This is a genomic window from Micromonospora sp. NBC_01740, assembly GCF_035920365.1.
In the GTDB taxonomy this organism is placed as follows: domain Bacteria; phylum Actinomycetota; class Actinomycetes; order Mycobacteriales; family Micromonosporaceae; genus Micromonospora; species Micromonospora reichwaldensis.
Genome location: NZ_CP109150.1, coordinates 5,174,829 through 5,194,490 on the forward strand (window position 1 = coordinate 5,174,829; position 19,662 = coordinate 5,194,490).

Annotated in this window: 21 protein-coding genes; 9 read left to right on the forward strand and 12 right to left on the reverse strand. The window is 73.8% G+C overall.

Annotated elements, in window-relative coordinates; genetic code table 11:
- Positions 1-21: 21 nt before the first annotated feature.
- Positions 22-333, reverse strand: coding sequence for a hypothetical protein (locus tag OG989_RS23005; RefSeq protein WP_327028401.1), 312 nt, complete (start codon positions 331-333; stop codon positions 22-24).
- A gap of 191 nt (positions 334-524) precedes the next feature.
- On the opposite strand from OG989_RS23005, the gene OG989_RS23010 reads away from it, so the two are divergent.
- On the forward strand, positions 525-902 hold the full coding sequence (locus OG989_RS23010) for a CU044_2847 family protein (RefSeq protein ID WP_327028402.1): 378 nt from the start codon (positions 525-527) through the stop codon (positions 900-902).
- On the opposite strand, the gene OG989_RS23015 is transcribed toward OG989_RS23010, so the two are convergent.
- The gene (locus OG989_RS23015; protein WP_327028403.1) at positions 829-2,709 is read right to left on the reverse strand and encodes a peptide deformylase; all 1,881 of its coding nucleotides are present in this window, start codon (positions 2,707-2,709) and stop codon (positions 829-831) included. The genes OG989_RS23010 and OG989_RS23015 overlap by 74 nt on opposite strands.
- Between OG989_RS23015 and OG989_RS23020 the strand changes: the two genes are divergently transcribed.
- The 3 genes from OG989_RS23020 (at position 2,702) to OG989_RS23030 (ending at position 4,482) form a co-directional block, all read left to right on the forward strand.
- Positions 2,702-3,565, forward strand: a complete 864-nt coding sequence (locus OG989_RS23020; RefSeq protein ID WP_327028404.1) for an HAD family hydrolase — start codon at positions 2,702-2,704, stop codon at positions 3,563-3,565. The genes OG989_RS23015 and OG989_RS23020 overlap by 8 nt on opposite strands.
- 126 nt (positions 3,566-3,691) lie before the next feature.
- Positions 3,692-4,000, forward strand: a complete 309-nt coding sequence (locus tag OG989_RS23025) for an ArsR/SmtB family transcription factor (protein ID WP_199729471.1) — start codon at positions 3,692-3,694, stop codon at positions 3,998-4,000.
- Positions 3,997-4,482 carry an SRPBCC family protein gene (locus OG989_RS23030; RefSeq protein ID WP_151453669.1) on the forward strand — a complete coding sequence of 162 codons (486 nt, stop codon included), beginning with the start codon at positions 3,997-3,999 and terminating at the stop codon, positions 4,480-4,482. The genes OG989_RS23025 and OG989_RS23030 overlap by 4 nt, the downstream gene beginning before the upstream one ends.
- Positions 4,483-4,623: 141 nt before the next feature.
- Here the strand turns inward: OG989_RS23030 and ygiD are convergent, their stop codons facing one another.
- The 3 genes from ygiD to OG989_RS23045 all read right to left on the reverse strand — a co-directional run bounded on the left by ygiD (position 4,624) and on the right by OG989_RS23045 (position 6,459).
- Positions 4,624-5,493: a 4,5-DOPA dioxygenase extradiol gene (gene ygiD / locus OG989_RS23035; RefSeq protein WP_327028405.1), complete on the reverse strand. Its 870-nt coding sequence runs from the start codon at positions 5,491-5,493 to the stop codon at positions 4,624-4,626.
- 67 nt (positions 5,494-5,560) lie between these two features.
- Positions 5,561-5,779: a hypothetical protein gene (locus OG989_RS23040; protein ID WP_089000245.1), complete on the reverse strand. Its 219-nt coding sequence runs from the start codon at positions 5,777-5,779 to the stop codon at positions 5,561-5,563.
- 77 nt (positions 5,780-5,856) lie between these two features.
- On the reverse strand, positions 5,857-6,459 hold the full coding sequence (locus OG989_RS23045; protein ID WP_151453668.1) for an MBL fold metallo-hydrolase: 603 nt from the start codon (positions 6,457-6,459) through the stop codon (positions 5,857-5,859).
- 163 nt (positions 6,460-6,622) lie between these two features.
- On the opposite strand from OG989_RS23045, the gene OG989_RS23050 reads away from it, so the two are divergent.
- Positions 6,623-8,224: an LLM class flavin-dependent oxidoreductase gene (locus OG989_RS23050; RefSeq protein ID WP_327028406.1), complete on the forward strand. Its 1,602-nt coding sequence runs from the start codon at positions 6,623-6,625 to the stop codon at positions 8,222-8,224.
- A 73-nt stretch (positions 8,225-8,297) separates the two neighbouring features.
- Positions 8,298-8,729 carry an archease gene (locus OG989_RS23055; RefSeq protein WP_327028407.1) on the forward strand — a complete coding sequence of 144 codons (432 nt, stop codon included), beginning with the start codon at positions 8,298-8,300 and terminating at the stop codon, positions 8,727-8,729.
- Between the two features lie 28 nt (positions 8,730-8,757).
- Here the strand turns inward: OG989_RS23055 and OG989_RS23060 are convergent, their stop codons facing one another.
- From OG989_RS23060 to OG989_RS23070, 3 genes are all read right to left on the reverse strand, one after another.
- Entirely contained in the window at positions 8,758-10,176 is a 1,419-nt protein-coding gene (locus tag OG989_RS23060) for an RtcB family protein (protein WP_327028408.1), read from the reverse strand.
- A gap of 28 nt (positions 10,177-10,204) precedes the next feature.
- On the reverse strand, positions 10,205-10,858 hold the full coding sequence (locus OG989_RS23065) for a GNAT family N-acetyltransferase (protein ID WP_327028409.1): 654 nt from the start codon (positions 10,856-10,858) through the stop codon (positions 10,205-10,207).
- A gap of 133 nt (positions 10,859-10,991) precedes the next feature.
- Positions 10,992-12,311, reverse strand: coding sequence for a cation:proton antiporter (locus OG989_RS23070; RefSeq protein ID WP_327028410.1), 1,320 nt, complete (start codon positions 12,309-12,311; stop codon positions 10,992-10,994).
- Between the two features lie 273 nt (positions 12,312-12,584).
- On the opposite strand from OG989_RS23070, the gene OG989_RS31965 reads away from it, so the two are divergent.
- From OG989_RS31965 to OG989_RS23080, 3 genes are all read left to right on the forward strand, one after another.
- Positions 12,585-12,857: a hypothetical protein gene (locus OG989_RS31965; protein ID WP_442791962.1), complete on the forward strand. Its 273-nt coding sequence runs from the start codon at positions 12,585-12,587 to the stop codon at positions 12,855-12,857.
- Positions 12,858-12,935: 78 nt separating this feature from the next.
- Entirely contained in the window at positions 12,936-13,820 is an 885-nt protein-coding gene (locus OG989_RS23075; protein ID WP_327028411.1) for an ABC transporter ATP-binding protein, read from the forward strand.
- Complete coding sequence (locus tag OG989_RS23080; protein WP_327028412.1) at positions 13,817-15,445, forward strand: hypothetical protein; 1,629 nt, start codon at positions 13,817-13,819, stop codon at positions 15,443-15,445. The genes OG989_RS23075 and OG989_RS23080 overlap by 4 nt, the downstream gene beginning before the upstream one ends.
- Before the next feature lie 71 nt (positions 15,446-15,516).
- Here the strand turns inward: OG989_RS23080 and OG989_RS23085 are convergent, their stop codons facing one another.
- The 4 genes from OG989_RS23085 to OG989_RS23100 are packed head-to-tail and all read right to left on the reverse strand — an operon-like array spanning position 15,517 to position 19,653.
- The gene (locus OG989_RS23085; RefSeq protein ID WP_327031222.1) at positions 15,517-16,386 is read right to left on the reverse strand and encodes a carbohydrate ABC transporter permease; all 870 of its coding nucleotides are present in this window, start codon (positions 16,384-16,386) and stop codon (positions 15,517-15,519) included.
- A 38-nt stretch (positions 16,387-16,424) separates the two neighbouring features.
- A complete protein-coding gene (locus tag OG989_RS23090; protein ID WP_327028413.1) occupies positions 16,425-17,465 on the reverse strand; it encodes an ABC transporter ATP-binding protein in 1,041 nt (346 codons plus the stop codon).
- On the reverse strand, positions 17,462-18,796 hold the full coding sequence (locus tag OG989_RS23095) for an ABC transporter substrate-binding protein (RefSeq protein WP_327028414.1): 1,335 nt from the start codon (positions 18,794-18,796) through the stop codon (positions 17,462-17,464). Before OG989_RS23095 ends, OG989_RS23090 begins: the two co-directional genes overlap by 4 nt.
- 2 nt (positions 18,797-18,798) lie before the next feature.
- A complete protein-coding gene (locus OG989_RS23100; RefSeq protein WP_327028415.1) occupies positions 18,799-19,653 on the reverse strand; it encodes a carbohydrate ABC transporter permease in 855 nt (284 codons plus the stop codon).
- Between the last annotated feature and the right edge of the window lie 9 nt (positions 19,654-19,662).

The window sequence follows — 19,662 nt, forward strand, 5'->3', positions numbered from 1 at the left end:
CGGGGGCCCCACGCGGGGCGGTCACTCGGCACGCCAGACGGCCTCGCGGGGCGGCCCGGGCTCGGCCCAGCACAGCCCGCCCTTCGCCACCACGCCGGGCACCCCGTCGACCATCCGGCTGATGTCCACCACGGACGCCAGCGACATCACGACGTCGTTGCGTAGGTCCGCCACCGCCGTGTCGAGGTCGTCCTCCTCCGCCGACCAGTCGATGTCCGCGGCCCGCAGGTCGGCGACCGCGTGGTCGGTGAGCGCCTGCGGGTCGGTCACGGCCACCGTGAGCCGGCAGTACAGGTTGAGGATGAGCGGTTCGGGGGCGTCGACGTCAGTCACCGCACCAGCATGACCCACGCGCCACCGATGAGAAACGCCAGCGGCCGCGCGGCCGGCACCGGGTCGTTTCCGGGGGGCAGGACGCGTTGCTGCGAAAAAGCCGTCGGATGCCTACCGCTCGGCACCGCGAGCTGCTACACCTTGGCTCACTGCCCTCGGCGCCCCTGGCACCGCCGACGCACGGAGGTCACATGACCACGCTGATCCTCAAGGTTCCGGTCGCCGACGGCGGCGACGAGTACGTCGAGGTCGAGGCGGAGCGTCGGGACCTCGGGAACATCGAGTTGGTGGCGACGGGCGACGGAGGCGCCCCGTGGGCCGGCGTCACGCTGACCAACTCGCTGGAGCGGGTGCTGCCCGCCGTGCGCGCCGTGGTCGCCGGGCTGCGGGCGGCGGCGTCCACCCCCGACGAGATCTCCGTCGAGCTGGGGCTGACGGTGGGCGGGGAGACGGGTCTGATCTTCACGAAGGGGACCGCCGAGGCGACCTTCAAGGTCAGCCTGACCTGGCGCCGTCCCGATGCTCCTGCGCCCGCCAGGTCAGCCGCCGCGGAGGCGCCAGCGGTGTGAAGCGGTCGCTGTCGCGCAGTTGCCGGTACTGGCGCACGCCGATCGGGGCCTCGTCACTCGGCATCCGGTCGGCGTCGGTGTAGAGCTTGCCGCCGAGGTGGTCGATCTCGTGGGCCACGCTGCGGGCCAGGGCCCCGGTCAGGACCACGTCCCGGTCGGCTCCCTGCGCGGTGCGGTGCCGCACACGCAGGCCGTAGGGCCGCCGGACCCGGCCCCGCACGTCAAAGAAGCTGAGGCAGCCCTCGAAGTCCAGCACCTCCTCGTCGGTCCGCTCGACGACGCTCGGATTGACCAGCTCAAGGTAGTCGTTCGACCCCGGCTGGCGGACGATCGCGATGGCGTACGCCATGCCGAGCTGCGGCGCCGCTATCCCCATGCTGACCTGCGGCTTGAAGGCGTGGTAGCGGTTGACCCAGCCGGCCACCCGGCGCAGATGAGCAAGGACCCGCACCGCCAACTGCCGGTCGTGGGGCGAGTCGAAGTCGATGAGCCGCGTCCTCGTCGGCAGGTTCGACGACTCGCGCCCACGGGCCGGCTCGCGCAGCTGCCGGATGCCGAACTGCCGCAGCACGCGTGCCGCGTCGTCGCACTCGCTGCTGTCGGGGATGCGGCGCCAGAAGAACCAGTCCAGTCGGACGCGGCGTTCCTCGGCGAGGTTCTCCTCCTCGGCGCTGCGGTCCCAGGAGTAGACGATCCGGTCACCCTCCACCCGTGTCTCGACGTCGGAGAGCGGTTCGAGGTCCGTCTCCGACGGCAGCGAGGTCATGCCCCAGCACTCCGGCTCCAGCTCGGCCGGCAGGTACGCCTCGATGGAGAGCCGGTCGGTGTTGGGCTTGACGTTGCGCTTGTACCACTGCCCCCAGATCTCGTCGCTGACCCGGTATCGGTACTCGATGACCGCCTGCTGGCCGGGCGTCAGCAGCCCCGATCCGGGAAAGCAGAGGTCGAAGTTGATCTCCTCATGGCGCACCTTCGTCGCCTTGACGTCCATCGGCCTGGTCCGGTCGTCGACCGTGCACCAGGCCTGGAGCCCGATGTCCCGGACCGGGTCGCCGACGCTGAGCGGATGCCGGGCGTGGTGGCGCAGGTTGCGGGACGCCTCGTCGTTGAGGAAGCGTGCCACCGACACCTTCATCTCGTACTTGGCGCGGGGACTACCCCCGCCGTGGCGCAGCAGCCGGCGCTGTCGCAGCGCGTAGTGGCTGCCGTCGTAGTGCACCTCACCGTGGTCGTGCAGCAGCGCCAGACCGGGGCGGGCGGTCGCGACCGCCGCCAGTGCCCGTTCCAGCAGCGCGCCGTCGAGCACGAGCACCTCGGCGGAACCGTCCGTGGTGATGGCCTGGAGCATGCCGAACACCAGCGAGGTGGCCGGGTCCCAGACCGGCCCCCCGCTGAACCCGGACTGCACCCGGAAGACCCGGAGCACCGTCTCGTCGACCTGGAGCCGGTGCTTGCCGACCGCGCCGAGCAGGCTGCCCCGCACGTGCCGTCCGAGGTCACGGCCGTGACCCGGCCCCCACATCTGCACGGCGGCGTTGTAGCGGTCGTTCAGGTCAGCCCTGATGCGCAGCGGCTCCGCGCCGCTGCCGCCCAGCCCTTCGCCGAGCCGGAGCACCGCCACGTCCCCGACGTCGAAGCTTTCGCCGGTGGGCAACCACGCCACCACCTCGGCACTGCGCTCGATCCAACTGTTCGGCGGCCCGAGCAGCGCGAAGTGGAGGGAGACGCGGATGTTCCTCGGCACGGGCTCCGCGTGCCGCGCCGGCCGACCGAGGGCCGCGTTGACCACGTGGGCACAGGTGATCATCAAACGCTCCCCGACCAGGAATGCCAGCCCGACGCGCTCGGCATCGCGTCGACCGAGCACGAAAGCGATGGCGCGCTCGACCCGGTACATCACCGGGACCTCCGTTCCGCTGCGGATTACCGATCCTATCGGCAATCACCGTTCCCGCCATGTCCGAATGTTGACCGGGAACGTCGAGGAATGGAGCATGGCAGTGGTGAAGAAGTGGGCCGTACTCTTCGATCTCGACGGCACCCTGGTCGACACGGCACCGCTGTGGCGGGCCGCGTTCACCGCGCTGATCGGTCGACGGCAGGCCGTGCCGGCAGGGGCGCTCGACGGGCTGCGCGGACTCACGGCGCTGGAGGCCGTCCGCACCGTGCATCGCCGCCTGGGCTGGTCGGAGGCGGATCCCACCAACGACACGGCCTGGGTGGAGCGGTTCGTACGACGGCGCCACCTCGACGGCATGGCGCGATGGGACGGTTTCGGGCTCTGCCTCGTCGCGGACCTGCGACGGCACGGCGTGCCGGTCGGGCTCGTCACGTCGAGCAGCCGGGAGATCGTGAACGTGCTGCTGACTCACAATGACGTTCCCCAATTCGACACCATCGTCTGCGGCGACGACGTGATTCGGGCGAAACCCGCGCCCGATCCCTATTTGCTCGGCGCGCACCGGCTGCAATTTCCACCGTCTCGATGCGTTGTCGTGGAAGATTCACCAACGGGAGTCTCCAGCGCGATTGCCGCCGGCTGCCCGGTGGTGATGGTCGGCGACGGATCGCCGGTCGCGCCCGGCCGACGGCTGGCCGACCTCACCGTGGCGCTGCTGTCCGCCGCGGCGCCACCCGGCAGCCCCGACCGGGAACCACGATGACGACCGTCCGGGGCGGCCGACGACTTCGCTTAGGGCTTGACCTAAGTGTTCGGCGCGGGCATACTTAGGTGCATGCCTAAGCAATCGGGCGGCGGAGCCGGAAGCGACGACGGGACCCTGGACGGCGTGTTCCACGCGCTGTCGGACCCGACCCGCCGCCGGGTCGTCGAGCTGCTCGGCCGGGGGCCCGCGACAACCAGCGAGCTCGCTCGTCCGTTTGACATGGCACTGCCGTCGTTCACCCAGCACCTGGGCGTCCTCGAGCGCTCCGGCCTGGTGACGTCGGAGAAGAAGGGGCGCGTGCGGACCTACCGGCTCGCCCCCCAGCCGCTCGAGCACGTCGACACCTGGCTCGCCGGTCAGCGCGCGACATGGTCCCGGCGCCTCGACCAGCTCGACTCGTTTCTCCACGACCTGAAGGAGCAGCAGACATGACCGCCTACCCGAGCGTGAACCCGAATCTCGACCTCGTCCTGGAGCGCACCGTCGACGTCGCGCCCGAGCTGGTCTGGAAGGCCTGGACCACGCCCGAGCTGATCGTGCAGTGGTTCGCCCCGCGGCCCTGGTCGACCTCGTCCTGCGAGATCGACCTCCAGCCCGGCGGCAGGTTCAACACGGTGATGCGCTCGCCCGAGGGCGAGGAGTACCCGAGCACCGGCTGCATCCTGGTCGTCGAGGAGGGCTCGACGCTGATCTTCACCTCGGGGCTGGGCCCCGGCTTCCGCCCCCAGGTGGTCAGCGACGACCTCCCGTTCACCGCGATCATCAAGCTCGAGCCCACCGGCACCGGCACGAAGTACACGGCCACCGCGATCCACGCCGACGCCGCGGCGAAGAAGTCGCACGAGGAGATGGGCTTCGCCGAGGGCTGGAGCGCCGCGCTGGACCAGCTGATCGAGGTCGTCAAGGGCCTCTGACGGACGCGGCGACGGGATGCGGGCCCCGCCGTACGGACCGGCCGCCGAGCCGGGGGCACGACCGGCTGGTCCCGCATCCCGTCGCCCCGCCGGGGCCGGTCGCGCAAGCCGCCAGGCAGCGGCCCACAGCGACGGCGGCCGTCAGATGTTGGCGGAGTCCGCCGGCACGTCGGTCGGCAGGGCGGGTGCGCCGGCCAGCGGGGCCTCCGTGCGGCAGGACGACCCCACGGTGTAGGCGGTCATCGACAGCGACCCGTACGCGTACCCGTCCACCAGCACCTCCGCGCCGTTGCCGGCGGCGCCGGCCAGGCCGGCGAGGTAGAGCAGCGGAATGAAGTGGTCCGGCGTCGGTACGGCCCGGCCGAAGTCACGGTGGGCGTCCAGCGCGGCCGCCTCGGTCGGCTCGCCGAGCATGACGTCCTTCGCCGCCTCGTCGAACCGCCGCGCCCAGTCGAAGCCCTCGTCGACCATGCGCGGGTCCACCCCCCGCAGGTTGTGCACCACGTTGCCGCTGGTCACGACGAGCACCCCGCGCTCGCGCAACGGGGCGAGCCGCGCGCCCAGGTCCAGGTGGTAGTCCAGGCCCTTGAACGCGTTGATGCTCAACTGGACGACCGGGATGTCCGCGTCGGGAAACGCGTGGGTGAGCACCGACCAGGTGCCGTGGTCGATCCCCCACGAGTCGACGTCCGCCCCGACCCAGGTGGGGTGGACCACGTCGGCGATCTCCTCCGCCAGCTCCGGCAGGCCGGGCGCCGGGTAGCGGACGTCGAACAGCTCCGGCGGGAAGCCGTAGAAGTCGTGGATCGTCCGCGGCCGGGGCATCGCGGTGACGGCGGTGGCGCCGATGTACCAGTGGGCCGACACGACGAGGATCGCCCGGGGCCGCGGGACCGCCCGCCCGAAGGCGCGCCACGCCTGCGTGTAGCGGTTGAGTTCCAGCGCGTTCATCGGGCTTCCGTGACCGATGAACGCGGCCGGCATCACCGCCGGGACGGTCTCGCTGCTCATGCTGCTCCCCCAGGCTCACGGTGAGGCGAGCGTAACCGCTGTCGCGGGGAGCCGCCGGTCATCGCCGTCAGTCGGACACCTCGCGCCAGGCGGGGTGGTTGCCGCGCCACGCGCCGGCCAGAATGACCGCCGACGTCCGACCGGGGCACTCCTGCACCCGGGAGCGGCCTGACTCGCCGCCGATCCGTACCTGTACGTCCCATCGCTGCCCGTCGGTACGGATGTACACGTCCCGACGCCCACGCTGCGACGTGTCGCCGTTCCACCAGTGTTCTTCGACCCTCACCCCGCGACCGTATAGCAGTTCGTCCGTGGACGACACGGCCGGTGTCGGTCAAGACCACCCCTGGGTGGGGTCACCGGTCAGGCGGACTCCCCCGGCGCCAGGTGGCGGTAGCCGGGCACGGTCTCGGCGAACCAGCCGTTCACGCTGGTCAGGCCGCGCTCGTTGAGCTGCGCGTCGTGGATCGGGAACACCCGCTCGGCCCCGACGGCGGTGGCGAAGTCGATCGCCTCGGTGAGCTTCAGCCAGGAGGCCTGCGCCGGGACCAGCAGCGTCTCGACCGGCCGGTCCGGCCGGTGCAGCGAGTCGCCCGGGTGGTAGACCGCGTCGCCGACGAGGTAGCCCAGGTTGGCGCAGTCGGGCTGGCCGCCGTGGATGGCGGCGTGCCGACCGCCGAGCGCGGTCACGGTGAGGCCGGCGGCGGTGAACCGCTCGCCGGCGCCGACCCTGGTCACGGACAGCGGCGCCAGGTCGGGCAGGACGGCGCCCTGCGGGGCGAAGACCGGCACGCCGAGACCCGCCAACCGGAGCACGTCGACGTGGTCGGTGTGCTCGTGGGTGACGAGGACGGCGTCCGCGCCGGCCAGGGCCCGCGGCTCGCTCCAGGTGCCGGGGTCGATGACCAGCACGCCGCCGTCGTGCTCCAGCCGGACGCAGGAGTGGGTGAACTTGGTCAGCCGCATCCGGCGACCGTACGCCGGTGGCAGCGCCCCGTGTGCCCGGCGGCGGGCGGCACGGGCCGTGCCGGAGGGTGGCGGCGGCCCGCCTTCCCGGCCGGTTTCGCCGGACGGCCCGGAGACCGTCCCGGGCCACGTGAGAGGCTGCGGGGCGGAAGGGAGTACCGAGATGGGCGACTACGGCCACCCACTGGCCTTCGGGGCGTTCCTGACGCCCGGCAACGCCGAGCCCGGGCGGGTGGTGGGCCTCGCCGTGCTGGCCGAGCAGGTCGGGTTCGACCTGGTCACCTTCCAGGACCACCCGTACCAGCCCGCGTTCCTCGACACGTGGACGCTGATGAGCTTCGTGGCGGCCCGGACCGGCACGGTGCGGCTGGCCGCCAACGTGACGAACCTGCCGCTGCGCCCGCCGGCCGTCCTGGCCCGCAGCGTGGCGAGTCTCGATCTGCTCAGCGGTGGCCGGGTGGAGCTCGGCCTGGGCGCCGGCGCGTTCTGGGAGGCCATCGAGGCGATGGGCGGGCGCCGGCTCTCCCCCGGGCAGGGCGTGCGGGCCCTGACCGAGGCGATCGACGTCATCCGCCAGGTCTGGGACGTCGGGGCGCGCGGCGGCGTCCGGGTCGACGGCGAGTTCCACCGGGTGGTGGGCGCGAAGCGGGGCCCCGCGCCCGCCCACGACGTGGGCATCTGGCTCGGCGCGTACAAGCCGCGGATGCTGGCGTTGACCGGGAGCCGGGCCGACGGGTGGCTGCCGTCGCTGGGCTACCTGCAACCAGGCGACCTGGGCAGGGGCAACACGATCATCGACGACGCCGCGCGGGAGGCCGGCCGCGATCCGGCCGACGTGCGCCGCCTGCTCAACGTCACCGGTCGCTTCGCCCCCGTCGGCCGGGGACCACTGGACGGCCCCGCCGAGCAGTGGGCCGAGGAACTGGCCGACCTCGCGCTCAGCGACGGGATCAGCACCTTCATCCTGGGCAGCGACGACCCGGAGGACCTGCGGCGCTTCGCCGCCGAGGTCGCCCCCGCCGTACGCGAACTCGTGGCCGGCGAGCGCGCGGCCGGCGCCGCTGCCGCCGTGACCCCGGCGACGCCCGAAGCCGGCGGGGCGCGGGCGACACCCGGGAGCGCCGGGGCGCAGCCGCCGCCCGCTCCCCGTCCGCCCGCCGGCGCGGGGTCCTTCGCCGTCGTCCCGACGCCCGACGACGGCGTGCGCCGCAGCGCGATCCGGGTCTGGGACGAGGCCACGCGCCCCACCGGCCCCGCGCCCGACCCGGCACGCACCTACAGCCCGCACGACCAGGCCGGCGCCCAGCACCTGATCGACGTGCACGACGGGCTACGCGCCGAGCTGACCCGGCTGTACGACCTGGTGGAGCAGGTGGGCGCCGGGCTGGTCGACGCGGGCACGGCCCGCTCCCACATCAACACCATGACCATCCGGCAGAACAAGTGGACCCTGGGCACGTACTGCGAGTCGTACTGCCGGGTCGTCACCACCCACCACACGCTGGAGGACCGGGGGATCTTCCCGCACCTGCGCCGGGGCGACGACCGCCTCGGCCCGGTGCTGGACCGGCTGGAGCAGGAGCACCACGCCATCCACGACGTGCTGGAACGCGTCGACCGGGCGCTGGTCGCGTTCGTCTCCGTCGCCGACGGGATGGCCGAGCTGCGCGCGGCGGTCGACCTGCTCAGCGACACGCTGCTGTCCCACCTCGCCTACGAGGAACGCGAGCTCGTCGAGCCGATCGCCCGGCTCGGCCTGAACTGAACCCGCCGCCCCACGGCGTGCCGGCGGATCGGAACCGAGCCCGCCGTCGCGCGGCGTGGCGGAGGATCGGGGCATGCCGCGACCACCCGGGCGGGGGCACCGCCGCCTGCCGCACACCGCCGACGTCCGCATCGAGGCGTGGGCGCCGAGCCGGGAGGAGTGCGTCGCCGAGGCGGTCGCCGCGCTGGTCGGGACGTTCGTCGACCCCGCCGGGGCGCCACCGGGCCCGCAGCGGGAGTTCCGTGCGCCGGCCGGTGACGACGACGCGGACCTGCTGGTGGGCGTACTCGACGAGGTGATCTTCCGGATGGAGACGGCGGGTGAGCTGCCGCTGCGCACCGACGTGGCCGACGACGGCACCGGCGGCCTGGTGGTGCGCTGGCGCACGGCGGACACCGACGCCGTCGAGCTGGTCGGCGCGGTGCCGAAGGCCGTCTCCCTGCACGGGCTGCGCTTCGGCCCCGACGACGAGGGCTGGTGCTGCGCGGTGACGCTGGACGTGTGAGCCGCCGCGCCCCGCCCCGCGCCGCCCCTCAGCCCTTGACCACGCCGAGCGGGACCAGGCGGGCCACCTTGCGGCACAGTCCGGCGCCCTCGGCGGCGGCCACCACCGCCGAGACGTCCTTGTACGCCGCCGGCATCTCCTCGGCCAGGCCGCGCCGGGACGCCCCGCGAACCGCGATGTCCCGCGCCTCCAACTGGGCACGCGGGTCCAGCCCGCGCTCCGACCGCACGGCCTGCTTGCGGCTCTGCACCCGGCCGGCCCCGTGGCAGGTGGACGCGAAGGCCGGCGCCCCCGGCACGCCGGTGAGCACGTACGAGCCGGTGCCCATGGAGCCGGGGATCAGCACCGGCTGGCCCACGTCCCGCAGGTCGTCGGGCAGGTCGTCGTGGCCGGGCGGCAGCGCGCGGGTGGCCCCCTTGCGGTGCACGCACAGCGCGCGGCGCGCGCCGTCGACGCCGTGCGTCTCGATCTTCGCGAGGTTGTGCGAGATGTCGTAGACCAGGTCGAGCCGGCTGCCGGTGACCCGGGCGAAGACCTTCCGGGCGGCGTCGGTCAGCAGTTGCCGGTTCGCCCGGGCGTAGTTGGCGGCGGCGGCCATCGCGCCCAGGTAGGCGCGGCCCTCGGCGGAGGAGACCGGGGCGCAGGCGAGCTGGCGGTCCGGCACCTCGATGCCGTGGCGGGCCATCACCTTCTCCATCTGCCGCACGTAGTCGGTGCAGATCTGGTGACCCAGCCCCCGGGAGCCGCAGTGGATCATCACGCAGACCTGGCCGGGGCGCAGCCCGAAGGCGGTGGCGGCGGTGTCGTCGTACACCTCCTCGACGGCCTGGACCTCCAGGAAGTGGTTGCCGGAGCCGAGGCTGCCGACCTGGCGCGCGCCGCGCTCGATCGCCCGCTCGCTGACCCGCGCCGGATCGGCGTCGCCGACGGCCCCGGCGTCCTCGCAGCGGTGCAGGTCCCGCTCGACGCCGAAGCCGCGCTCCACGGCGTAGCGGGAGCCGCCGCGCAGCACCGCGTCGAGTTCCGCGCGATTCGACAGGTGCCACACCGCGCCCCGGCCCATGCCGCGTGGGGTCGCCTCGCCCAGCCCGTCCATCAGCGCGTCGAGGCGGGGCCGCAGCCCGTCGCGGTCGAGGTCGGCGGCGAGCAGCCGGACGCCACAGGAGATGTCGAAGCCCACCCCGCCGGGCGAGACCACGCCGCCGTTCGCGACGTCGGTGGCGGCCACCCCGCCGATCGGAAACCCGTAGCCCCAGTGCACGTCGGGCATGGCGTACGAGGCGTCGACGATGCCGGGCAGCGTGGCGACGTTCGCGACCTGCTCCAGCGACCTGTCCTCCCCGGCGTCGGGCAGCAGGGACCGGGACGCGAACACCACCCCCGGCACCCGCATCGGGTCGTGCCGGTCGATCCGGAAGCGGTACGGCGACTCCTCGACCAGCTCCATTCCCGGCGGCTACCCGAGCGGACGGCCCTTACACCCGCTCGCCGGCCGCCGGCCGCCGCATCGCCCAGACGTCGGGCCCGCCGGCGGGCACCCGGGCCTGGCCGGTCACCGAGAAGCCCAGCCGCCGGTAGAACCGCACGTTCGGCTCCGACGAGGTCTCCAACACGGCGGGCAGGCCGGCCCGGTCGGCCTCAACCAGGCCGGGCCGCAGCACCCGGGCCCCCAGCCCTCGGCCCTGGGCGGTCCGGCGCACGCCGACGGTGGCGAGCAGGAACGCCGGCTCGGCCGACCGCAGGGAGGCGCAGGCGGCGTCGGCGGCGTGCAGCGCCGGCTGCCGGTCGCCGGCAAGTTCGGCGTTGCGGGCCGCGACGGCGGCCCAGACCTCGTCCGGCACCGGCCGGTCCGGGCGCAGCCAGACCGCCACCGCCGCCAGCCGGCCGTCGGCGTCCATCGCCGCCCAGACGTCGCCATAGGGCAGTCCGACGGCGGCGACGGTGCCGGCGAACATCGCCCCCAGCCGCTCCCGGTGCCGGTCGGCGGCGACCGTCCAGGCCATCCAGGGGTACCCGTCGAAGGCGTCGGCGAGCACGTCGGCCGCCTCGGCTGTCGACTCCGGCCCGATCCGGCGTACGTCGAACTCCATGCCGTCCTCCCGGGGATGCTCGGCGCAGCGCGCGATCATCGCACGGTGCGCCGACTTGCGCGCGGAAATATCGGATCAGTTCCGCTCGACGGCCACGGCCACGGCCACGGCCACGGGCAGGGGCAGGGGCAGGTCTGGGCCGCCGTAGCGCGGGGCCGGTGGGCCCTGCCGCTCATGGCCGGTCCTCGCCATGCCTCCTCCCCGTCCCGTCCTCGCCTGGCCCCTCCGCAGGCGTGGGCTGGCCGGCGGCCGCCTGGTCGGCACGTCGCGAAGGCGGGACCGTCGACCGCCGAGCCCGCCGGATCCGGTGCAGCACCCCGTGCCAGGCCGGCGCCTCGCGGGCGTCGTCGAACGCCCGGGCGACCACGACGTCGGTCGAGGAGTGCGCCAGGATCGAGATGACGATCGTCAGGGCGACCAGGTGGAACACCTCGTCGCCGGCGGCGATACCGGACTCCAGCACCAGCAGCCCGTAGACCACCGAGGCGAAGCCCTTCGGCCCGAACCACATGGCGGCGGCCTGTTCCCGCAGGCCCAGTCCCGAGCCGAGGAACGAGACCCACAACGCGACCGGTCGGGCGACCACGATCGCCAGCACGGCGAACGCCCAGCCGGTCCAGGAGATCTCCCCGAGAAACTCCACCGAGATCAGCGCCCCGAACACCAGCAGTGCGGCCAGCTTCAACAGTTCGGCGACGTTCTCCCCGAAGTGCTCGAACGCCGCCCGCTGCCGCGGCCCGAAGGTGGCCACGGTGATCCCGGCGGCGAACGCGGCCAGGAACAGGTTGCCGTGGGTGGCCTTACCCAGCGCCAGCACCAGCAGGCCGATCGCCATCCCGTTCAACGGGGCGTACGCCGTCGACGCGGCGAACCAGCGCGTCCGTTCCAACGCGATCGCCAGCAGCGGTACCAGCACCCCGATCAGCAGTCCGATCGCCAGCTCACCAACCAACTCCCCCAGGTGCAGGTCGTCCGAGCCGGCCGCCACCGCCAGGAGCACCACCACGAACGGCAGGGCCAGGCCGTCGTTGACGCCGGACTCCACGTTGAGCAGGTGCCGCAACCGCGCCGGCACCTTCTCGTTGCCGACCAGCGCAGCGGCGAACACCGGATCGGTCGGGGCGAGGACGGCCCCGACCAGCAGCGCCTCCGGCCAGTCCAGACCGGCCACGTAGTGGGCCAGCACTGCCGTCACCAACAGGGTCAGCGGCAGGCCCCAGCCCAACGCCCGTCCGGGCAACCGCCACGCCGAGCGCAGGTCGGCCCAGCCCACCCGCATGCCGTCGGTGAACAGCACGGCGAACAGGGCCAGCTCCGCCAGCTCGGCCACGATCGGCGAGTCGGCCCGCAGGTGCAGCACGCCGCCGGTGTCTTCACCCAACAGGAAACCGGCGGCCAGGAACAGCACCGCCGTGGACAGGATGGTGCGGTGGGCCAGCGCCGACACGAGCACGGCAGCCAGCAGGACGGCGGCGAAAGACAGCAGCAGCACGGGGAGGCCTTCCGAGGGCACGGGTCATCACGGTGCCGACCAGACTTCCCGGCGCTCCACAGATCCCGGCGATCATACCGGCGGTCCGCACGCCGACGCACCGGATGTACCCGCGCCTCCCGGGCCGGCCGTCCCCTGCTGCTGATCCTGCTGATGTCGCCGGGCGGATCGGCCCGCTGACGCTGGCGGCGCCGGCGCTGCGGGAACGGACCCACCGTTTCAAAATGCCCGGGGAGAGGACGATCGTTGGCTGAGCCGCAGACCGAACCGGTGGTGGTCATCGGGTTGGGCCGCTTCGGAAGCGCCCTGGCCCTCGAACCGACGAGCCGGACACCGAGGTGCTGGGCATCGGCAGCCGACCCAGGGGACGTCCGGTCCATGTCCGGCCGGCTGTCCCACGTCACCACCGCCGACTCCACGGACATCGAGGCGCTACGGCAGCTCGGCTCGCCGACTCCCACCGCGCGGTCGTGGCCATCGGAACCGACGTCGACAACGTGGATCGCTTCGCCGGCGCCGGATAAACCGCACCGTTCCCACGCGTGACGCGGCGCAGTACGCTGAGGACGGTGCGCCGGGAAGCCTGGTCGGCAGTCGTGACACGTCGTCGACCGGAGGCATCCCATGGCCACACCCGCCGTTCGCACGCAAGACCTGACCAAGCGCTACGGAAAGGTGCTCGCCCTCGACGGGCTGGAGCTGACCGTGCCGGCCGGGGAGGTGTTCGGGTTCCTCGGCCCGAACGGCGCCGGGAAGTCCACCACCATCCGGCTGCTGCTGGGCCTCGCCCGGCCCACCGCCGGTCGGGCTTGGGTCTTCGACGCCGACGCCGGTGACGTCGCCGCCCATCGCCTGCTGGCGTACGTGCCGGCCGACGTGGCGCTGTGGCCGCAGCTCACCGGCGCGGAGACCCTCGAACTGCTCGCCGCCACCGGACCCGGCATCGACCGCGCCTACCGCGACGACCTCGTGGAGAGGTTCGCCCTCGACCTGTCCAAACCGGCCCGCACCTACTCGACCGGCAACCGGCAGAAGATCGCGCTCGTCGCCGCGTTCGCCACCCGTGCGCCGCTGCTGGTCCTCGACGAGCCGACCAGCGGGCTGGACCCGTTGATGGAGCGGGAGTTCCGCCGTGCCGTCTCGGTCGCCCGGGACCGCGGCCAGACCACATTCCTCTGCTCCCACCAACTGGCGGAGGTGGAGGCGGTCTGCGACCGGGTGGCGATCCTGCGCGCCGGCCGCCTCGTCGAGGTCGCTACCGTCGGCGACCTGCGTCGCCTGCACCGCACCGAGGTGACGGCCCGCTTCACCGGCCCCGTACCCGACCTGTCCGGTGTGATGGGAGTCGACATCGTCGCTCAGGACGGCGGGACGCTCAGCTTCTCCCTCACCGGGCCGCCCGCGCCAGCACTACGCGCCCTCGCCGCCGCCGACGTCACCGCCCTCACCGTCCGGGAGCCGAGCCTCGAGGAGATCTTCCTCGACTACTACGGCGAGACCGCCCGATGACCGCCGCCGCCCTGAGAGTGGCCGGCCGCACCGCGGGCACCGCCGCTGGGCGGGCCGTCACCCGCCTGGCCGTACGCCAGGTACGCCGCGGCGCACTGGTCGTGCTCGCCGTGACGGTCGGCATGTCGACGCTGGTCGCCGCGACCTACGCCACGACCGTCGGAGACGGTCTCGACGCGGACGCGCTCGCCGCCCTGGCCCGCAATCCCGCGATCCGCACGCTGTTCGGCGAACCGGTCGCCCTCGACACCGCAGGAGGCTTCACCGTCTGGCGGACCGGCACCGTACTTGCCGTCGTGCTGTCGGTCTGGGGTCTGCTCGCGACCACCCGCGTCACCCGCGGCGAGGAGGCGGCAGGCCGGTGGGACCTCCTGCTCGCCGGTCGGCTGGGGCCGGCGGCGGTGCTCGGCCGGCACCTCGCGGTGCTGGCGGCCGCGACGACCCTGACCGGGGCCACGCTCGCCGTGGCGCTCGTCGCGATCGGCACCCCGGCCCGCGGAGCGGCCCTGCACGCCGCCGGTCTGGCGCTGGCCGCCACGGTGGCCGTCGCGGCGTCGGCCCTCGCCGCGCAGGTCTTCCCCACGCGGGCCGCCGCGAGCGGGGCCACGCTGGTGTTCCTCGGCCTCGGGCTGCTCGCCCGCATGGTCGGTGACGGCGTCGCCCCGCTCGGCTGGCTGCGCTGGCTGCCGCCGTACGGGCCGCTGGCGCTGACCCGCCCCTATCAGGACGATCGGACGTCGCCCCTGATCGTGCTCGCACTCGCCACGGTCGTCCTGTCCGCCGGTGCGCTCACCCTGGCCGGCCGGCGGGACGTCCGCGACGGACTGCTCTCCCCCGCCGCCGGCCGGCCGCCCCGGCTGCGGCTGCTCAGCTCGGTGGAGACCTTCGCCGTCCGGCGGATCCTGCGGACACTCGTCGGCTGGTCGTCCGGCGTCGGCGCGTACTTCCTGCTGATCGGCGTGCTCACGGTCTCCCTGACCGACTTTCTCGCCGACAACCCCCACTTCGCCGACCTTGCCGCGCAGGCGGGCTTCGCCGGCCTCGGCACCGTCCGTGGATGCGCCGCCACCCTGTTCGCACTGCTCGCCGTACCGGTCGGCGCCTTCACCGCCGTCCGGGTCGCCGCGTTCGCCGCCGCGGAGACCGACGGGCGCCTGGCCCTCCTCCACGCCGGGACGGTCCCGCGCGCCCGGCTGCTCACCGCCGAGGTGGGCACCACCGCGGTCGGCGCTGCGGTGCTCGTCACCGTCGCCGGAGTGGCGACGTGGCTCGGCGCGATCCTGGTCGGCGCGGATCTGCCGCTGCGCGCCGCGGTCGCCGGGACCTGGAACGTCCTGCCGGTGGCGCTGCTCAGCCTCGGAGCCGCGGTCCTCGTCCTGGGCCGGGCGCCCCACGGCGTGGCGGTACTGGGCATGGTGCCGGCCGCCGGCGGGTTCCTCCTCAAGGTCATCGCGGACAGCACCGGGGCGGCGGGCTGGGTGAGCTGGCTCTCACCGTACGCCCATCTCGCGGCCGTGCCCCAGGCGACGCCGGACTGGCCCGCCACGGCCGTCATGATCGTGCTCGCTGGTGCGGCCGTGGCGGTCGGCGTGGCGGACTACCGGCGTCGGGACATGGTGGTCTAGCCGGATGGCCGGACGTGGCCCTGCTGACCGACGGCCTGCGGCGGGACGCGCAGCCGCCGAACATCGCGAGGTCATACCCGGTAGAACGCGCGGTAGCGGCGGATCAGCCGCCACTGCACCAGCACCGCCGCCACGGTCAGCAGGATCATCACCAGGGTCGCGGCGGCGGCGTAGCCGTAGCGCAGGTACTCGAAGCCGGTGCGGTAGACGAAGAGCGACAGGTAGGTGGTGGCGTACGGGGGTGGGCCGCCGTCGGTCACCACGAAGGCCGGCACGAAGGAGAAGTGCAGGCTCTGGATGGCGTCGCGCACCGCCAGCAGCCCCAGCACGGGTGCCATCAGCGGCAGCGTGACCCGGCGGAACACGTCCCAGCCGGTGGCGTCCTCGATCGCCGCCATCTCGTAGACGTCGCGGGGCAGCGCGCGGCGGGCGGCCAGCAGCACCACGAAGGTCTCGCCGATGGTGAACAGGCTCATTCCGACGATCGCCGCGCGGGCGTCGGTGGGGTCGGTGAGCCACTGCGGCGGGGTGCGTCCCAGCGCGGTCAGGCCGTTCTCCCCGCCCGTGCGCAGCAGCTGGTTGATCGGCCCGTAGACGGGGTTGAGCAGCCAGAGCCAGAGCAGCCCGTAGGCGATCTCCGGCACCGCGGTCGGCAGCACCGCCGCGGTGCGGGCGCCGCCGACGCCGACCGCGCGGCGGTGCAGCAGCAGCGCCAGGCCGAGGGCGAAGAGCACCCGCAGCGGTACGGCCACCAGCGCGAAGACCAGCGAGTTCGTCAGCGACACCCGGAACACCGGGTCGTCCAGCAGCGCGACGAAGTTGTCCAGTCCCACCCAGCGGGGCGGGCGCAGCAGGTCGTACTCGGTGAAGGCCAGCGCCAGGGTGACCGCGGCGGGCAGCAGCACCAGTCCGACCAGCCCCACCAGGTACGGCGCCAGCATCAGCGCCAACTGCCGGCGCGAGCGGCGGTCCGTCGTCGTCACGGGGCGTACCGGCGGCCGGAGCCGGCGTGGAAGACGTGCACGTCGGCCCAGCGCACGCCGACGCGTACCGGCGCGCCCCTGCCGGGCCGGCGGGCGGCGGGCACCCGGGCGACGACGGGGTGCCCGCCGGCGAGCCTCAGGTACGCGTACGCGTCCTCGCCCACCACCTCGACCCGGTCGACGGTGGCCGGCGCGCCGTCGGTCGCGCCCAGGACGACCGCCTCGGGCCGGAAGCCGAGCTCCATCCCGTCGTGGTCCGCCCCCGGGGCGGGGGCGCCGTCGGGGCGCAGCGGACCGTCGGCCGGGAGCAGGTTCATCGCCGGGGAACCGACGAAGCGGGCGACGAAGGTGGTGGCCGGGGTGCGCCAGATCTCGTCGGGGGTGCCGACCTGCTCGATGCGCCCGTCGCGCAGCACGGCGATCCGGTCGGCGAGCACCAGCGCCTCGGTCTGGTCGTGGGTGACGTGCACCATCGTCGCGCCCAGCCGGTCGTGCAGGGCCCGCAGCTCGGCGCGCATCTGCACCCGCAGCGCCTGGTCGAGGTTGGACAGCGGCTCGTCGAGCAGGAACACGTCCGGCTCGCGCACCAGCGCCCGGGCCAGCGCCACCCGCTGCCGTTCGCCGCCGGAGAGCTGCCCGGGCCGCCGGTCCAGCAGCCCGGCGCAACCGACGGTCTCCGCCGCCGCCCGCGCGCGTTCGCGGGCCGCCGCGCGGGGCGTGTCGCGTACCTCCAGGCCGAAGGCGATGTTCTCCGCGACGCTCAGGTGCGGGAAGAGCGCGTACGACTGGAAGACCATCGACACGTTGCGCCGGCCCGGGCGCTCGGCGGTGACGTCCCGGCCGGCGATGCGGACCCGCCCGGCGGTGACCGGCTCCAGGCCGGCGACGACCCGCAGCACCGTCGACTTACCGGCCCCCGACGGGCCGAGCACCACCAGCAGCTCGCCCCGGGCGGCGGCCAGGTCCACCTCGTGCAGCACGGTCGCCCCCCGGTACGCGGCCGAGACGCCGGCCAGGGCGAGACCCGGATCGCTCACCCGTGCTCCCCGCGGGCGAAGATCGGCCGGGTCTGCCGGTCGAGGTCGCGGATCACGTCGTCGAGCCGGTCGCCCCGGTGCATGGCGTTCTCCAGGATGCCGTAGGTGACGTCCTCGATCTCCGGCCAGGTGGAGACGGTCGGCAACGCCCGGACGGTGGGGATCGCGTCGAGGAAGACCTTGGCGCTGCGCGGCGGCTGGGAGGGGCCGAGGAACGCCGGGGACTGCGACACCCCGATGTGCGACGGGACGGTACGGCCGGTGGCCGCGATGATCCGCTGCCCCTCCTCGGCGATGGCGAACTCCAGGAACCGCCACGCGGCGTCCTTGTGCTTCGCGCCCCGGGTCATGCAGTACGCGTCGGAGTGCAGCACCCCGACCTGCTCCTTGTAGACGGGCAGCGGCGCGACGTCCCACTCGAAGCCGGTGATCGAGCGGAACGTGGTGGTGGAGCGGCGGGAGCTCATCAGCATGGCGAGCCGGCCGTTGGCGAAGCGCGACTCGTCGTCCTCGGCCTCCACCTCCTCGTCGGTGGGCACCACCCCGTACGCCAGCCGCAGGTCCACGAGGTTCTTCAGCGCCTCCCGGGCGGCCGGGGTGTCCAGGGTCAGCCGGGTCGGTTTCGCCGGGTCGTCGACGATCTCGCCGCCGCCGGACCAGACGAACGGGGCGAGCCGGATGATCGACGGCTCGACGCCGAGGCCGTGCACGGCCGGGCGCAGCGCCGCGCCCTCGCTCTCGGTGGCCCTGACCACCACGCCCCGCGAGTCGCGGGTCATCGCGGTCGCGGTGGCGACCAGGTCGTTCCAGGTCCAGCCGACCCTCGGCTCCGGCACGCCGTGCTTCGCGAACAGGGTGCGGTTGTAGTAGACGGCCAGGCTGGAGACGTTCTGCGGCAGGCAGAGCTGCCGGCCCTGCCACCGGAAGGCGTTCCAGGCCACCGGGTAGTAGTCGGCCGGGTCGACGGCTGCGGAGGCAGCCAGCCGGTCGTCCAGCGGCTCGATGACGTCCTTGGCGGCGAACTGGCCGTAGAAGCGGTAGTTCATCAGGAACAGATCGGGCGGGGCGCCGCCGGCCACCGAGGTGGCGAGCCGGGCCAGCAGGTCCTTGCGGTCGCTGGCCTCGACGAGCTGCACGTCGGAGCCGGGGCGTGCCTTCTCGTACGCCTCGACGAGGGTGCGGTAGGCGGCGAGTTCCTCGGGGGCGCCGAAGACCAGCAGCCGCACCGGCCCGTCGGCGGACGACCCGGCGCCGGAGCCGCACCCGGTGGCGGCCAGCACAGCGGTGAGCAGCAGCGCGAGCAGCGCCTTCGGTCGCGTCGTCGGTCGCATCGTCAGTCTTGTCCCGTCGGGTCGTCGTGGTGGAGGAAGCGCCGCTGGGCGAGCACGAAGACGGCCAGTGCCGGCACCGTGGCCAGCACCGCGCCCGCCAGGAACACCGGGAAGTTCGTCGGGTCCAGCACCGACAGGGAGCGCAGCGCCAGCGGCAGGGTGAACAGGTCGCGGTCGTAGACGTAGACCAGCGGGTCGAGGAAGTTCGACCAGGTGAGCACGAAGGTCAGCGCGGTGAGGCCGGCGGTGACCGGGCGCACCAGCGGCAGGGCGACCCGCCACCACGTGCGCAGCGGCGACAGGTCCGCCACCAGGCAGGCGTCGTAGAGATCGGTCGGCAGCGCCCGGAACGCCAGGTGATAGACCAGGACGTAGAGCGGCGAGGTGCCCAGCAGCGCCGGGGCGACCAGCGGCACCAGGGTGTCGGTCAGGCCGAGCATCCGGAAGATCGCGAAGCGGGGCACGAGCAGCGCCGTGGCCGGCACCATCAGCGCCACCAGGGAGGCCGCCACGACGACGCCGGTGACGCGCGGGGCGATCCGGGTCAGCGCGAAGCCCGCCAGGGAGGCGACGAGCACACTCAGCGGCACGGCGACGACCGCGACCAGGACCGAGTTGAGCGAGGCGCGCAGCAGCCCGCCCAGTTCGACGGCCTGCCGGTAGCCGGTGGTGGAGACCGGCTCCGGCACGAACTGCGGGGTGGGCGGCGGCGGCAGGCCCGGCTCGGTGAGCGAACCGGAGACCAGCAGCAGCAACGGTGGGACGAAGACGAGCAGGACGAAGGCCGCGCCGAGGGTCCGCCAGGCACGCCCGGCCGCCCCGGGCAGCGGTGCGGGGCCGCGCACGCGGCCCCGCACCGGGTCGTC

Excerpts from the sequence above, each read along its gene's own strand:
- OG989_RS23095 (WP_327028414.1), bottom strand. The coding sequence starts at position 18,796 with ATGCGACCGACGACGCGACCGAAGGCGCTGCTCGCGCTGCTGCTCACC.
- OG989_RS23060 (WP_327028408.1), bottom strand. The coding sequence starts at position 10,176 with ATGGAGCTGGTCGAGGAGTCGCCGTACCGCTTCCGGATCGACCGGCAC.
- OG989_RS23080 (WP_327028412.1), top strand. The coding sequence starts at position 13,817 with ATGACCGCCGCCGCCCTGAGAGTGGCCGGCCGCACCGCGGGCACCGCC.
- OG989_RS23065 (WP_327028409.1), bottom strand. The coding sequence starts at position 10,858 with ATGATCGCGCGCTGCGCCGAGCATCCCCGGGAGGACGGCATGGAGTTC.
- OG989_RS23085 (WP_327031222.1), bottom strand. The coding sequence starts at position 16,386 with ATGCTGGCGCCGTACCTGGTGGGGCTGGTCGGACTGGTGCTGCTGCCC.
- OG989_RS23015 (WP_327028403.1), bottom strand. The coding sequence starts at position 2,709 with ATGATCACCTGTGCCCACGTGGTCAACGCGGCCCTCGGTCGGCCGGCG.
- OG989_RS23055 (WP_327028407.1), top strand. The coding sequence starts at position 8,298 with ATGCCGCGACCACCCGGGCGGGGGCACCGCCGCCTGCCGCACACCGCC.
- OG989_RS23045 (WP_151453668.1), bottom strand. The coding sequence starts at position 6,459 with ATGCGGCTGACCAAGTTCACCCACTCCTGCGTCCGGCTGGAGCACGAC.
- OG989_RS23050 (WP_327028406.1), top strand. The coding sequence starts at position 6,623 with ATGGGCGACTACGGCCACCCACTGGCCTTCGGGGCGTTCCTGACGCCC.
- OG989_RS23075 (WP_327028411.1), top strand. The coding sequence starts at position 12,936 with ATGGCCACACCCGCCGTTCGCACGCAAGACCTGACCAAGCGCTACGGA.
- ygiD (WP_327028405.1), bottom strand. The coding sequence starts at position 5,493 with ATGAGCAGCGAGACCGTCCCGGCGGTGATGCCGGCCGCGTTCATCGGT.
- OG989_RS23030 (WP_151453669.1), top strand. The coding sequence starts at position 3,997 with ATGACCGCCTACCCGAGCGTGAACCCGAATCTCGACCTCGTCCTGGAG.
- OG989_RS23010 (WP_327028402.1), top strand. The coding sequence starts at position 525 with ATGACCACGCTGATCCTCAAGGTTCCGGTCGCCGACGGCGGCGACGAG.